This is a genomic window from Woronichinia naegeliana WA131 (assembly GCA_025370055.1).
Taxonomy (GTDB): domain Bacteria; phylum Cyanobacteriota; class Cyanobacteriia; order Cyanobacteriales; family Microcystaceae; genus Woronichinia; species Woronichinia naegeliana.
On the sequence record CP073041.1, the window covers coordinates 4121545 to 4134763 of the forward strand.

General features: G+C 41.0%; 15 protein-coding genes. 7 read left to right on the plus strand and 8 right to left on the minus strand.

Annotation, left to right across the window (positions count from 1 at the left end; genetic code table 11):
- Positions 1-35: 35 nt before the first annotated feature.
- Positions 36-128: a DUF4351 domain-containing protein gene (locus KA717_20900; GenBank protein ID UXE64741.1), complete on the plus strand. Its 93-nt coding sequence runs from the start codon at positions 36-38 to the stop codon at positions 126-128.
- Here KA717_20900 and KA717_20905 read toward each other — a convergent pair.
- Positions 106-717, minus strand: a complete 612-nt coding sequence (locus tag KA717_20905) for a Uma2 family endonuclease (GenBank protein ID UXE58513.1) — start codon at positions 715-717, stop codon at positions 106-108. The two genes, KA717_20900 and KA717_20905, sit on opposite strands and share 23 nt — an antisense overlap.
- 235 nt (positions 718-952) lie before the next feature.
- Here KA717_20905 and KA717_20910 point away from each other — a divergent pair, with 235 nt between their 5' ends.
- Positions 953-2023, plus strand: a complete 1071-nt coding sequence (locus tag KA717_20910; GenBank protein ID UXE58514.1) for an ATP-binding protein — start codon at positions 953-955, stop codon at positions 2021-2023.
- 3 nt (positions 2024-2026) lie between these two features.
- The gene (locus KA717_20915; GenBank protein UXE58515.1) at positions 2027-2377 is read left to right on the plus strand and encodes a hypothetical protein; all 351 of its coding nucleotides are present in this window, start codon (positions 2027-2029) and stop codon (positions 2375-2377) included.
- A 28-nt stretch (positions 2378-2405) separates the two neighbouring features.
- Here KA717_20915 and KA717_20920 read toward each other — a convergent pair whose 3' ends face one another.
- A complete protein-coding gene (locus KA717_20920; protein ID UXE58516.1) occupies positions 2406-3875 on the minus strand; it encodes a thymidylate synthase in 1470 nt (489 codons plus the stop codon).
- 125 nt (positions 3876-4000) lie between these two features.
- Here KA717_20920 and KA717_20925 point away from each other — a divergent pair, with 125 nt between their 5' ends.
- Positions 4001-4249 carry a hypothetical protein gene (locus tag KA717_20925; protein UXE58517.1) on the plus strand — a complete coding sequence of 83 codons (249 nt, stop codon included), beginning with the start codon at positions 4001-4003 and terminating at the stop codon, positions 4247-4249.
- A gap of 276 nt (positions 4250-4525) precedes the next feature.
- On the opposite strand, the gene KA717_20930 is transcribed toward KA717_20925, so the two are convergent.
- The 3 genes from KA717_20930 to KA717_20940 form a co-directional block, all read right to left on the minus strand.
- Positions 4526-4762: a hypothetical protein gene (locus KA717_20930; GenBank protein UXE58518.1), complete on the minus strand. Its 237-nt coding sequence runs from the start codon at positions 4760-4762 to the stop codon at positions 4526-4528.
- Between the two features lie 160 nt (positions 4763-4922).
- Positions 4923-5069, minus strand: a complete 147-nt coding sequence (locus KA717_20935; GenBank protein UXE58519.1) for a chlorophyll A-B binding protein — start codon at positions 5067-5069, stop codon at positions 4923-4925.
- Between the two features lie 274 nt (positions 5070-5343).
- Entirely contained in the window at positions 5344-6411 is a 1068-nt protein-coding gene (locus KA717_20940) for a glycosyl transferase (GenBank protein ID UXE58520.1), read from the minus strand.
- A gap of 183 nt (positions 6412-6594) precedes the next feature.
- Between KA717_20940 and KA717_20945 the strand changes: the two genes are divergently transcribed.
- On the plus strand, positions 6595-8622 hold the full coding sequence (locus KA717_20945; GenBank protein ID UXE58521.1) for a M48 family metalloprotease: 2028 nt from the start codon (positions 6595-6597) through the stop codon (positions 8620-8622).
- Between the two features lie 5 nt (positions 8623-8627).
- Here the strand turns inward: KA717_20945 and KA717_20950 are convergent, their stop codons facing one another.
- From KA717_20950 to KA717_20960, 3 genes are all read right to left on the minus strand, one after another.
- Positions 8628-9797 carry a transporter substrate-binding domain-containing protein gene (locus KA717_20950; protein ID UXE58522.1) on the minus strand — a complete coding sequence of 390 codons (1170 nt, stop codon included), beginning with the start codon at positions 9795-9797 and terminating at the stop codon, positions 8628-8630.
- Between the two features lie 317 nt (positions 9798-10114).
- Positions 10115-10435 carry a type II toxin-antitoxin system PemK/MazF family toxin gene (locus KA717_20955; protein ID UXE58523.1) on the minus strand — a complete coding sequence of 107 codons (321 nt, stop codon included), beginning with the start codon at positions 10433-10435 and terminating at the stop codon, positions 10115-10117.
- Positions 10425-10601, minus strand: a complete 177-nt coding sequence (locus tag KA717_20960) for a hypothetical protein (GenBank protein UXE58524.1) — start codon at positions 10599-10601, stop codon at positions 10425-10427. The genes KA717_20955 and KA717_20960 overlap by 11 nt, the downstream gene beginning before the upstream one ends.
- Before the next feature lie 143 nt (positions 10602-10744).
- Here KA717_20960 and KA717_20965 point away from each other — a divergent pair, with 143 nt between their 5' ends.
- Together KA717_20965 and KA717_20970 are read left to right on the plus strand one after the other, a co-directional pair.
- Positions 10745-11392 (plus strand): DUF3782 domain-containing protein, encoded by a 648-nt coding sequence (locus KA717_20965; protein UXE58525.1) that lies wholly within the window; start codon positions 10745-10747, stop codon positions 11390-11392.
- A gap of 662 nt (positions 11393-12054) precedes the next feature.
- On the plus strand, positions 12055-13215 hold the full coding sequence (locus KA717_20970) for an SBBP repeat-containing protein (protein ID UXE58526.1): 1161 nt from the start codon (positions 12055-12057) through the stop codon (positions 13213-13215).
- Positions 13216-13219: the final 4 nt, after the last annotated feature.

Genomic DNA, 13219 nt, shown 5'->3' on the forward strand with positions numbered 1-13219 from the left:
GATCGCTTTTTTATACCATCAAAATCAGAACCCAGATTCACGCCTTATCCCTCTCTCAACTGGAGACTTTGGGTGAGGCGTTGTTGGATTTTACAAAACCCGATGTTATGACTCTGCTACAAAACTAACACGACGATAAATTTCTTGCAACGGAAGTTCGACTTTTAAACTTTCTAGAGTGATTATTTGATTAAGTTGGTCGTAGGTTTGTAATTGCCAGCGATCGCCCTGTTCTAGTCTGAAATATTGCTCAACGTAAGGTTCAGTTTGGCTAACGACCAGATATTCACAAAAACTCGGTATGGAACGATATTTTCTAAATTTATCACCGCGATCATAAGCTTCTGTAGAGGGAGAAAGTACTTCTACAATGAATAAGGGATTGAGAATTTCGTCTGTGCGATCGCCGTTAAATTCTGGTGCGCCATTAACGACAAGAATATCTGCATAGGTTCCCTGATTAAAATTGGGAATCCAGATCCGCATATCGCCATTGTAAACCTGAAAATTTGTCCCACGAACGGAAATATTGAGGCAAGTCGTGATTTCTACAGCAATACGACTATGGGTTGCGGTTCCTCCAGACATAACAATCATTTCTCCATTGCAATATTCATAACGCTCCTCGGAAATTTCTGCGATCGCCCGATATTCTTCCAAGGAGACAAAGGTTTTAGCGACTGTCGCAATAGTCGGTTTTTCTTGAGCAATAACCATGTTTGTTCTCCTCAGATATTCTATAAGTTAATTTTATCGTTATTTTTTAAGGATCGTGGGAGGGCGATCGCCTTGGCTTCAGCATGGACAGCACGGGAAGGCAGACTACTAGAATGGACGATCTTTGATAATGGCCGCCCCGAAGGGAAAGATGTTAAACCACTGATAACGCTTTATTACATAACTAAGGTCAGTGCATTGCTCTTAATGTGATTCTAAACTAGGATAAGATTAAATGACTAATCTTATTTGTCCTATGTTGGAAATCTCTAAGGCCGACATCCTTAACCGTCTTCGGTTTGATAATCCCTGGTGGGAAACGGGTCAGCAGGAAAAGATTGCCTATGAGCATACCCCACGGCGTAAATATTTTGAGCCATTTCATCAACAAATTCTGGATCGGACAGTGCGGCGGGCGATCGTATTGATGGGGCCAAGACGGGTAGGTAAAACTGTGATGGTTTATCACAGTATTCGCGCTCTTCTTGATGCAGGGATTGAGGGCAACAAAATTTTATATTTATCCCTAGAAACGCCACTCTATACGGGATTACCGCTAGAACGCTTAGTTAATTATTTTCAAGAATTGTTTAATCACAAGCGCGATGATCAATTATTTATCTATTTTGATGAGATTCAATATCTTCGAGACTGGGAAATTCATCTAAAATCCTTGGTTGATTCCTTTGCGGAGTATCGTTTTGTGGTTACGGGTTCGGCGGCGGCAGCACTACGTTTTAAAAGTAATGAATCAGGGGCAGGGCGTTTCAGTGATTATATTTTACCACCGTTAACCTTTGCAGAATATTTAATGTTTATTGATCGAGAAGCTGAACTAATTCAACAAGCAAAATTTAATAGCCAGATTGAGGAACTTAATCAAGAGTTTGTTAACTATCTCAATTTCGGTGGCTATCCCGAAGCTGTTTTTTCAGAGACGATTAGACAAAATCCTGGACAATATATCAAAAGTGACATTATTGACAAAGTTTTACTGCGTGATCTCCCCAGTCTTTATGGAATTAGTGATATTCAAGAATTAAATCGGCTATTTACAACATTGGCTTACAATTCAGGTAATGAGGTAAGTTTGGATGCTTTATCTAAATCATCGGGAGTGGCAAAAAATACGATCAAACGCTATTTAGAATATCTAGAAGCTGCTTTTTTGATTCGACGAGTGGAGAGAATTGATCAAAATGCTAAACGGTTTAAACGCGCAGTCGGTTTTAAGGTTTATTTAACCAATCCCTCCATGCGATCGGCCTTATTTGGAAAACTTGACGCTGATGCTGAGGCGATGTGAGCCATGACTGAAACCGCCATTTTTAGCCAATGGCAACATAACAGAAAGGCTGAACTTTACTATGCTCGTTGGGATACGGGAGAAATTGATATTGTTCATCTCGATCCTGTCTTGCAATCACCTGTTTGGATGGTTGAAGTAAAATGGAGCGATCGCCCTTATAAATTTAATTCCGAGCTTGATAATTGTGTTAAGTTTGTTAACAAAAATCTAGGTATAGCTCAACGAGCTTTAGTCACAAGTCGAACTATTCGAGCAAGTGATTTTATGTATAAAGGAGTCAAATTTGCGTTTGAACCAGCTAGTCTATATGCCCATCAACTAGGGATTAATCTCCTACGTTATATCAAATGAATTCTAGTCAATACGGCTTTTCAGCCTATCACTGATCTTGAGTATAGATAGTCCCCTGTTTTAATGCTTCGGCTGCTTTTTGCAATTCAATCCCTAAATAACCAATATGGTCAGGTTGAATGGCTGGAGTTGCTGCACAAATCTCACGAATTAATTTTAACGGATTTTTGCCTGCATAACAAGCGACAACTTCCCCACTCCCCGCAGTGGTTTGTTGTACTGTAATTTCTCCAGCTTGTAACTCAATCAAAAAATTACCTGAAGGATCAAAATAGTCCCGTTGACGCATAATTTGATTATATTGGGTCGCAATTAATTTATCCACATTTTCCCAGGTATCATCATAAATATGGGCTGATTGACTAATGGTAATTAATGGCCCCATTGTTAAATTATACTCAGAACGTTGAGCAATTTGATCTCGAATATGTTGCTGTAATGCGCGTAAACCCATCGCATTGGCAGGCCAAGCTGCGAACATATCATTACTTCTTAAGGTCGCTGTTAACGATAGTTCATTATCTACCACCCGCGCCCAAAGATGATTTAAACAAGGACTCCCGCCTTTTTCGTGATCCTTTACATCCCAAAGGGACATTACCCCACTGGCCGCATCAATTTCACCAATTAATTTTAAAATAACCTGTTCAATTTGATCTCGCCCAAAACACGATCGCAGTCGTTGACCGTAGGTATATTTAACGCCTTCGGTGTAGGGAGCATCCTCTAAAATTTGGGGAATATAATCTTGAATAAAAGCGGGATCAATGGGTAAAAAGTTGGGTTCAGGAAAATAAAATTCTTTAGGTTCATCGGTAATAACCGCCACTAAATCAATTAATTCTTGCCATTTACCATCGTAGCCTGTCGGTCGAATAGTTCCCGTTGTTTTAATACGATGTAAAATTTTTACCCAGGTTTCAGCAATCGTTTTTCCTTCTATGCGATGACCATAACGCGGGCCTGGTAATACGGTGGGAATAGATTCAGCTTGGGGAAATAATAGGGCTTCTCCCCAGGATTTCAAGCTTGGTTTAGTCGCCAATTCTTTAACTAAGGCGATCGCCTCTTTACTGGATTTAAAAGATTTATATTGAATAGATGTGCGTAACTTTTCTAAAACATCAGCAGGAATTTCAGGATCAATATAACCTGTAACGGTGGAGTTAATGATCCAACAACCTCGCCCTGTATCGGTCTTACCCGCTCGAAAACCTTGCTCAAAAAAATCGAATAGACATTGACCCCCTCCTGCATTTTTATCTTCTCTAGTGGCATCTAAAATCACTAGATAACGCACATGGGGATTGGCCAACAAATTACGAATTAAAGGGCCAATTCCCCGCGTCGGACTATAAAGATTACCAATTACAGCGTAGTCTTCAGGGGTCAACTGTTTGGCGATCGCCTGTCGTACTGTCCAACCCGTAATCAGAGCCGTTTGCCCGTGACCACAGAGGAGTTGATTTGGTTTATAGTGGGGGGTATAGGTAAACATCAAACTTTGATCCATCTGAAACGATAAGGGTATATAATTAGGGTTGTGAGAGGAGAGATACCTTTCCCTCAACAACTTTTTGATTTTACATCGTTAAGATTACTAAATTTTAAAATTTAAAAAAATTGTTAGTTATGGTTGCTTTAAATAATCAAAAAAACTTATTGGATCAAGCTCATCTTCATCTTGGCCAGTTATCTGAAGATAGATTAAAAGTTGCTGTAGATTTTTTAGCCTATTTACAACAAAAGGATGAATGGGAAGCAACGGAAAAACTGTTAAATATACCTGATTTTGAGCAAGAATTGCTAGAGGCCCAAGAAGAACTCAAGCGAGGTGACATTGTTTCCTTAGAGAGTATCTATCGCTCGTAAGCTTCTATTCTGGGAGAAATGATTAATATAATCACAATTTTTCCCTCTTCGTTAACAGAATAGATGACGCGCCAATCACCAATACGATAATGCAGTTTTCCTAAAAGTTTTCCCTGTAAAGGTTTAATATTTGGATGGTTGTACGGATTATTTTCAAGTTGTTCAAAACAACGATTGAGTTTATGTTAGCAAGGATGAGTTTGCTTTGCTGTAAACTTTTTCGGCTTTTTTCGTTAACTGAATGTTATACATAAATCTTTCATTTTTACAAGAAAATCATTTGAACCTATCTCCTGCATCAGAGGACAGAGCAACCTTCGACTCAACAATTTTTATTGTTACATCGTTGTCATAAATTTTATTGACATCCCCCGCATTTTTATCTTCTCTGGTGGCATCTAAAATCACTAGATAACGTACATGAGGATTAGCCAACAAATTACGAATTAAAGGGCCAATTCCCCGCGTCGGACTATAAAGATTACCAATTACAGCGTAGTCTTCGAGGAGCAACTGTTTGGCGATCGCCTGTCGTACTGTCCAGTCTGTAATTAGAGCCGTTTGCCCGTGACCACAGAGGAGTTGATTGGGTTAAACAGAAAAAAACTGGGGTACTGATAACCAGCAACCCAGCAACGTCTTGAGATTGACGGAGGTTACAAACCTAAAAAATTTAGAGAATACCGAAAAAGTGAAGAACACCTTGACCAGAGACGAGTTCAAGGATCAGAGCCGCAGAGAAACCAATCATAGCCAGACGGCCGTTCCAATTTTCTGCGAAGGTGGTAAAGCCAAATTTGCCGTTAGATTCGTTGTTCATGGTCTTTAAGTAAAGTAATGTTACGGTCTGCGAGATTTATATTAAGAATTATAACGAGTAATTGCAAAAATAGCAAGGGTATGATTGTAGATTGCTGATCGGTGGCTATCAAGTGGTCATCAAGTGGCTATCTAAAAGCAAAGCCCAGCCCCTGTCCTGGGGATGAGACTCTTTTTCTGACAGGGTTAGCGCGATCGCCGGTAGCTCGGAGAATCAAACTTCCCTAACCCTAGAACAAGGTTAAGCAATACTATCTAACTAGTCTGTGCCTTATCTACAAATTATCTAATATAGTCTGGGCAATTGTTTCAGCCCCATTTTTATCTAGTTTGGAGCTTTGGCGAGGTGGGGATAGGGGTTGATGGAGAAAATCCCAATCGCCTCTGAAGAATTCGTCATGGGGAATTATCTGGTGTTGGCTGTAGTCCTGTAAACCCTTTAATAAAATGGCCGCTTCTGCAAAGCCATCCCTGGTCAGCGAAATTAAAGGAACTTCTAAACGTAAAACCTCGGCAAAAGTGCTGAATCCTGGCTTAGAAATAACGCGATCGCAGAAGGGCATAAAATCAACTGGTCGATAATGATAATCAGTCACCTTAATCAATTGAGGAAGACTGGGAGCCTGCTGATCAAAGGTAATAAATTGCCAATCGGGAAATTGTTCTAAATTCTGGTAAGGAATACTTTGTAGTCCTAAACCCCCAAAGGTCAGTAGCACCGTTTTGGTTGATTTTAGGCCAAAGGTTTCGATCAGATGCGCTTTTGAATAGTAGGGTTCTCCTCCCGTTAAACCCACATCAGTTATCTCGGGAAAAATACTCATGGGTTCGCAGAGGGGTAAGCGAAATAAGCGATCGCAGTTTTGATAATCCCGTTCGATCTGATCCACAATGTCTTGAAAATCCGCCCCCCAGTCTCGATAAATAAAATTCCAGCCAAAATTACTCATCATCCAACAGGGAATTCCCGCTTTATGGGCGATCGCCACTGCTAGGGCGGGAATGTCGGCTAAGACCAAATTTACCCGATTATTGAGTAGATAATTAACCTCAGTGGCAATTAAACGATTTTGGTGAGTATAAATAGTCTGCATTTGCCGTAGGGTTTCAGCGTGATCCATCTGTAAACTATCTGCCTGAATTACGCCCACATCAAAAGTACAGGAACGGTGAATGAAATCCCCCTCAATATAAGCTTCCAACAGCCAGCGAGGACTACGGGTTGCTAGGATTAGCAAACTATCAGGACATAATTTTTGGATCTGGTTAGCCACACAGGCGACCCGAACGGCATGACCAAAACCGTGACCTGTTACGGCAAAATAAATGATCGGTTGCGACACGCTGCTATCCTCAAGGTGAAAAAGCTTTTTTAAACCCTTGCTACTGTATCATTACGAGCTAGAAGTTGGGTGGCTAGCAAAAAGGGCAATTGTCAGTCATTTTGGGCAAAAATAAAAATATCCTTTGTAAAATCACCGAAAATGTTATCTTCTACCCTAGAAAAAGCTGATTGAGTCTAGATCATGACCTTAGATGAACCGATCAAAGAACTGAATAAAGGTTTACAGGCTTTACAGCATCAAAATTATCGCGAAGCCATTCGCTGTTTAGACGAATTTTGTCAGCATTATCCAGATCAACAATCTCCCTTTTTTATTCAGGCCAAAATGGGTATAGTACGAGCCTATCGCAGCCAGGGAGAACCGGAAAAAGCGATCGCCATCTGTGACGTTTTAGTGGAACATCCTAACCCTGAAATATCCACCTGGGCACGCTCTATTCTGACCTTGCTCCGAGCACCAGAACCCACCACCTCATCCCCCAATTCTACCGCTTACTGTCCAGCCGGAAGGGCTGAAAAAATGCGGGTTAAGGTATTGATGCCTAATGTCGCGGATAGTTTAATTTTTTCCCTATTAGTCGCATTAATGATACCCTTGCTAATTATTTTTGGGGGGGGATGGTTATGGGGAGAATTGATCGGGCTTGATTCCCTTGTCAGTCTGGTGAATTTGGCAATATTGGCTACCCTAAGTCTCAATTTTCTGGCCTTTTGCTTCTCGACTTGGTTGTTAGACATCATGCAAGGGTTTTTCTATCGAGTCAATTGGGTTAATTTGGGCGAAATTCAAAAATATAGTCCAGAAACTGGCGACCTATTACTCAAAATTTGTCGCGATCGCCATATTACTATTCCGCGTTTAGGGGTCATTAATGATCGTCGTCCGATCTCTTACAGCTATGGCATTCGCCGTAACCAAGCCCGTCTCATTGTTAGCAAAGGTATTTTCCGGTATCTAAAAGCTGATGAAATTGCCACAATTTACGCCCATGAATTAGGTCATATTCTCAGTCGCGACTGTGGTGTAATCACCTTTATTTCTGCTTGGGGTCAGGCCTTTTACGCGCTTTACCTGCTCATCCGTCAAGGGGGAAACCGCATTCCATCTTTAGCCTGGATAACTGATATTTTGGCTTGGCCTTTTTACGTGCTTTTTCAGATCTACCAAGGTCTGAATCTTTATGTCTCTCGTACCAGAGAATATTACGCCGATCATTTTGCCGTCGAACAGACCGGTAATCCCAATGGCTTAATCCGAGCTTTGGTCAAAGTCGCAAAAGGTATTATCAAACAAGATCGTCAAGCCCCAGAAAATCCAGATGCCACAGATGTCGTCATTCCCCATTTTTTAGAAGGAATGCGAATGTTTGCGATCTATGATTTCCGCACGGCTCAGGTTAGCGAAAGAAGTAGTCAATTGAAGCCTCAGACTCTAGCTCGTCTCATGCTTTGGGAAATGGTTAGTCCCTGGAGTCAACTACTCGAACCCCTTTCCTCCCATCCTCTACCTGGCAGACGCATTCAAATCCTAACCTATTATGCAGAACAGTTAGACCTCGATACTGAGTATGGTATGGGTTTAATTCGTCAAGATCTAAGGCAGTTAAATCCTCGTATTATTCAACTTAAGTTTTGGCTAGGGCTAGGGTTATGGACTTTACCAGGATTGGGTTTACTATTAGGGCTAATTTTGACTCGTTTTCCTACCCTTAATTTTCCGTTAGTATCTGCTCTAGGGTTCGGTTTCGGAACAGGATTATTACTACAAACCCTCATTTTTATGGTGCGATCGCGTTATTCCCAACCCACCGACTTGCTTTCCCTGCTCTACGATCCCACTCTCAGTCCGATAGGAACCCAGATCATCAAATGTCAAGGAAAATTACGTCAAGTTTCAGGTGCTCCTAGACAAAAACCTAAGCTATATTTCAGCGATAATACTGCAATTCTGATGGCCGCCTTTCCCCTGTGGTATCAGGGCTGGCAAAAACTGAAAAAAATCATCCCCAATTCGACGGGCAATTCTATGCCTATCTTCAATACAAAAGGAGAGATCACCGCTAGTTTTTACCGTAGTCTATCCCCCTATTTAATCATTCATTCATTCACTTATGGGAATCAAACCATTCGACTCTATCCCTATCTTTCCCAAGGATTGGCCGCGATCGCCTTGCTGATGTTAAGTGTGACTGTCTTCAAAAATTTTTAAACTTTCTAGGGAACCCATCGCTGTACAATCTCTTGCATTTGTCGATCTTCTGTCATCTGGGTAATACCAATATTAAAGAGATTGAGATAGGAACTATTAAACGGGAGTGCGAAGCCATAGTTAATGGGCTGATTATACAAGGGTAAAAGTCCCAAGGATTTGTCGGGATGTTTATCTAAATAATAGCGAAGACTACTATCCGCATAAAGTACGGCATCCACCTCCTTTCCTAAAAGAAGATTAATAGCAGTAGCTAAATTAGGAGCTCGAACTTCCTGAAGATTATAGACTTTAAAAATTTCATCCATGAGATCACTGGAAATAGTTGCTACTTTTTGATATCGCAGGTTTTCAATACTAGTATATTTTTTATTGGGTTGCTGAGATAAGGAAAGCGTTAAAGTTGTCGCTAAACCAGCAGTAATAGAGGTTGTTGAGATCAGCGATATCCACATCCAAATAAACGCAATAAATCGTCCCCAGTGAGTTACAGGAACCTTATCTCCATAGCCAACAGTCGTCATCGTGACTGAAACAAACCACAACGCCTCGAAAATACCTTCCCAATAGCGGGGAGGAAATTGCTCTGGATTACGACGATGTTCCGCCAGCCAGAGTAAATTAGCAATAAAAAGGTGAATCAGAAAAAGTCCCACTAAGGAAAAAATGACGGCCATCCGCAAAAAAGGTTGGAGAATATGCCAGAGAGAGGGAGGCGATTCCAATATCAAGAGAGCCAGATGCGAACTAAAATAGGGCTGGGTAAAACTGACCTGCTGAAGTCGATGGGGGGTGATGGCGATCGGCCCTACCAAAATATCAATTTTGTTAGCAGCTAAATCGTTAATACCACTATTAATATTAGATTCTAAAAAATACTGATAATTCAGATTATTAAAAGTCGCCAATCGTTGCCAGATGTCGATCGCGATGCCATTAAAAATAATCTTAGGTTTGGGAGTTACTTGCGGTAAAGGAGATTTTTGGGTAGGCACAATGATTGGGGGACTAGCCGAGGAGACTAAATTAACAAAGGGAGGAGCAACAACCACCCCCACCCGTAACAGGGTTTTGGGAGCGGCTCCATCAAGTGCTAGAGTTGGTATATCCCCTAAAATCCAGCCAATGATAACAATATAAATGAGAGAATGCAGAAAAGTTGGCAACTTAACCATGAAAAGCAAAAAAGACAAGGCAACGTGAGTGAGATATGAAGCCTGAATCCCTGGTGACGGTTTCGGCTAGTTTTCCAGACAAAAGTCCTTCAGACTCGATTATCTTGGTGTATCTTAAACTAATTAGGGTGACAGTATATCGGTAAGAGGGCGATCGCGTTTTAATGAATAATGGACAATTAACAATGGATAATTATTAACTATTAACTATTTATTATTAACTATCAATTAATAGGCGATCGCTGTTTATCTGTATCAGTAAGGGGCGATCGCTTTTCGGGAGTGGTGCGAGTAGCACCCTAAATAATTAAATTAAATTAAATTAAATCCATCGCAAAGATAATAGCTTTCTTAATTTGTAATATGACCTCACTCGGCAATTCTCCCAGCTTACGTTCAAATCTTGCTATGGGGATAGACCCAATACCCTGAACATTAGCGATAGATGATTGATTGAGAAATTTCAAGTTAGGAAGTACGACTTCATATTTACTATTTCTGTATTGAGTTGTCAGAGGAACATAGATCACTAAAACTCTTGGAGGATTTGCATCGTAACGAGAGATAACTACAACTGGACGAGTCTTTGCTGCTATCCCTAAATCGGCTAACCAAACTTCACCCTGTTTAGTATTCATCAAGTAAATCTAATACCTCTTGTTCTACAAAACGCGATCGTAAAATATCTAAAGCATCCTGATCGGCTAAATCAATTATTTCCAAAATGAACTGTCTCGCCAATTCAGCAACATCTGGCTGCCATCTAGCTAATTTTATATTTAATGTTTCTGCTAAAGTGTCCATTTTTTATCTTGGCCCGATGCATTAATCGGATCTAGACTAACACATTTACTGGGAGGCGATCGCTTTTTTCTTAACGGTTAAAAGGGCGATCGCTTTTTGAACAAGATAAAATTATCAATAGGAAAACTCACGGGAATTAGAACATGACAACTACAGCAGGGGATGTATGGCAATTACTAGCTGAATTAGTCGCGGCACAGAAAGAGACTGAACGCCTACTGAAAGAACAATCCCAGGAGACAAATCAACGTAATCAAGAAACTGAGCGTAAAATCCTTGCCGTTAGTCAGGAAGTCAGCGAAGTTAATAAAGAATTGAGTAAACAGATTAGTGCCGTTAACAAACAGATCAGTGCTGTTAATAAACAAATCGGTGATCTGGGAGGCAAATGGGGACGTTTTGTGGAAAATATGGTAGCTCCCGCCTGTGAAACAATATTTCTAAAACGAGGGATTCCTGTTCATCAAGTCGGTCAACGTATTAAAAAACGTTTAAATGGACAAACTTTAGAAATTGACGTACTGGTGACAAATGCAGATCATGTTTTGGTGGTGGAAGTGAAGAGTAGTTTAGGGGTTGATGATGTTAAAGCATTAATAGAAGACTTGACACAATTTCGACAGTTTTTTCCTGAATATAACCAAAAACAACTCTATGGAGCCGTAGCAGGTATTGAAATTGAAGAAGGGGCAGATAAATATGCCTATCGTCAGGGTTTGTTTGTGTTAGCTCAGGCGGGGGAAACGGTTACAATTTTAAATAATTCCGATTTTCGGCCAAAGAATTGGTGATTTAAGGGCGATCGCGTTTTAATGAATAATGGACAATCAACAATGGATAATTATTAACTATTAACTATTCATTATTAACTATCAATTAATCGGCGATCGCTGTTTATCTGTATCGGTAAGGGGCGATCGCGTTTTAATGAATAATGGACAATTAACAATGGATAATTATTAACTATTAACTATTAACTATTCATTATTAACTATCAATTAATCGGCGATCGCTTTTTTTCTGTATCGGTAAGAGGATGATCGCGTTTTAATGAATAATGGACAATTAACAATGGATAATTATTAACTATTAACTATTCATTATTAACTATCAATTAATCGGCGATCGCTGTTTATCTGTATCGGTAACAGATAATTTTCTGCTCATCAAAGTTTGTAACAAAATTTAACATTTGCCTCTAGCCCTTGTATCTACTAGCTTTGTGGCAATTGACCTCTGAGACAGAGCTTGCTTTTTTGTATTGCCGGAGACAGAGCTTGCCTCTTTTTAAATTTTATTGTAATAATGCGTTCATAACCTCGATAACCTCGCTCCAGAATCCTGTTTAATTTCAATATGACTCTCCAGAATCCTTAATTCCAACTGGAATAACTTCTGTTTTTTTAATGGTGTTTCCTTATTTTTAATTGCAACCAACTACTTTATTACTACCATGACTCTCAACACCGCTCTCAGCCTCACCTACGACCAACTCAACGCCGTAGCCCAGTCCCCCGACTATTGGACAATCCTCAACACCGCCTTCGGTGCCAATTACAACCAAACCCTTGCCCAAACTCTGCAATCCCAATGGCAAGCAGGAGACTTTAGCGCACTGCCGCCCGTTGAAATCCTCAGTAGCAGTACTCTCGGCAAGGCCAACGGAGCCTACGCCCAAAGCACCAACAAAATTTATCTCTCTGACTCATTCCTCGCCACCGCCAGCGAAGACCAGTTAGTCGCTGTTCTCCTTGAAGAAATTGGCCACAGCATTGATGCCAAAATTAATCAAACTGACAGTGCAGGGGATGAAGGGGAACTGTTTTCTCTGTTGGTGCGCGGCCTTATCCCCAGTGCAACGGAATTAAATCGCCTGCAAACGGAAAATGACCAGGCAACGATTGTCATTGATGGGCAATTGGTGGCGATCGAACAGGCCGTTGAACCAACCCTTGTCTGGGCGAAACGTTTGGGCGGGACAGATTACGATAATGTTAATAGCCTAGAGGTAGATAGTAGCGGCAACGTCTATACCACTGGCATTTTCTCTGGCACAGCAGACTTTGACCCAGGTACGGGAGTGAGCAATCTCACCAGTGCAGGTGGTGATGATGTATTTATCTCTAAGTTAAACAGTGATGGTTCCTTTGCCTGGGCGAAAAGTTGGGGCGGGACAGATTACGATGGTGTTTCTGGACTAAAGGTAGATAGTAGCGGCAACGTCTATACCACTGGCACTTTCTATGGTACAGCAGACTTTGACCCAGGTACGGGAGTGAGCAATCTCACCAGTGCAGGTGATAGTGATGTATTTATCTCTAAGTTAAACAGTGATGGTTCCCTTGCCTGGGCGAAAAGTTGGGGCGGGACAGTTTACGATTATGCTAATAGCCTAGAGGTAGATAGTAGCGGCAACGTCTATAGCACGGGCACTTTCTTTGGCACAGCAGACTTTGACCCAGGTACGGGAGTGAGCAATCTCACCAGTGCAGGTGGTTATGATGTATTTATCTCTAAGTTAAACAGTGATGGTTCCTTTGCCTGGGCGAAAAGTTGGGGCGGGACAGGCAGCGATAATGTTATACCTCGCACGGCGATAATTTGCGTTTTTTAGTTTA

Coding starts and splice junctions, on each gene's coding strand:
- KA717_20950 (UXE58522.1), bottom strand. CDS start 9,797: ATGGTTAAGTTGCCAACTTTTCTGCATTCTCTCATTTATATTGTTATC.
- KA717_20935 (UXE58519.1), bottom strand. CDS start 5,069: ATGAACAACGAATCTAACGGCAAATTTGGCTTTACCACCTTCGCAGAA.
- KA717_20920 (UXE58516.1), bottom strand. CDS start 3,875: ATGTTTACCTATACCCCCCACTATAAACCAAATCAACTCCTCTGTGGT.
- KA717_20905 (UXE58513.1), bottom strand. CDS start 717: ATGGTTATTGCTCAAGAAAAACCGACTATTGCGACAGTCGCTAAAACC.
- KA717_20910 (UXE58514.1), top strand. CDS start 953: ATGACTAATCTTATTTGTCCTATGTTGGAAATCTCTAAGGCCGACATC.
- KA717_20970 (UXE58526.1), top strand. CDS start 12,055: ATGACTCTCAACACCGCTCTCAGCCTCACCTACGACCAACTCAACGCC.
- KA717_20955 (UXE58523.1), bottom strand. CDS start 10,435: ATGAATACTAAACAGGGTGAAGTTTGGTTAGCCGATTTAGGGATAGCA.
- KA717_20915 (UXE58515.1), top strand. CDS start 2,027: ATGACTGAAACCGCCATTTTTAGCCAATGGCAACATAACAGAAAGGCT.
- KA717_20960 (UXE58524.1), bottom strand. CDS start 10,601: ATGGACACTTTAGCAGAAACATTAAATATAAAATTAGCTAGATGGCAG.
- KA717_20945 (UXE58521.1), top strand. CDS start 6,595: ATGACCTTAGATGAACCGATCAAAGAACTGAATAAAGGTTTACAGGCT.
- KA717_20965 (UXE58525.1), top strand. CDS start 10,745: ATGACAACTACAGCAGGGGATGTATGGCAATTACTAGCTGAATTAGTC.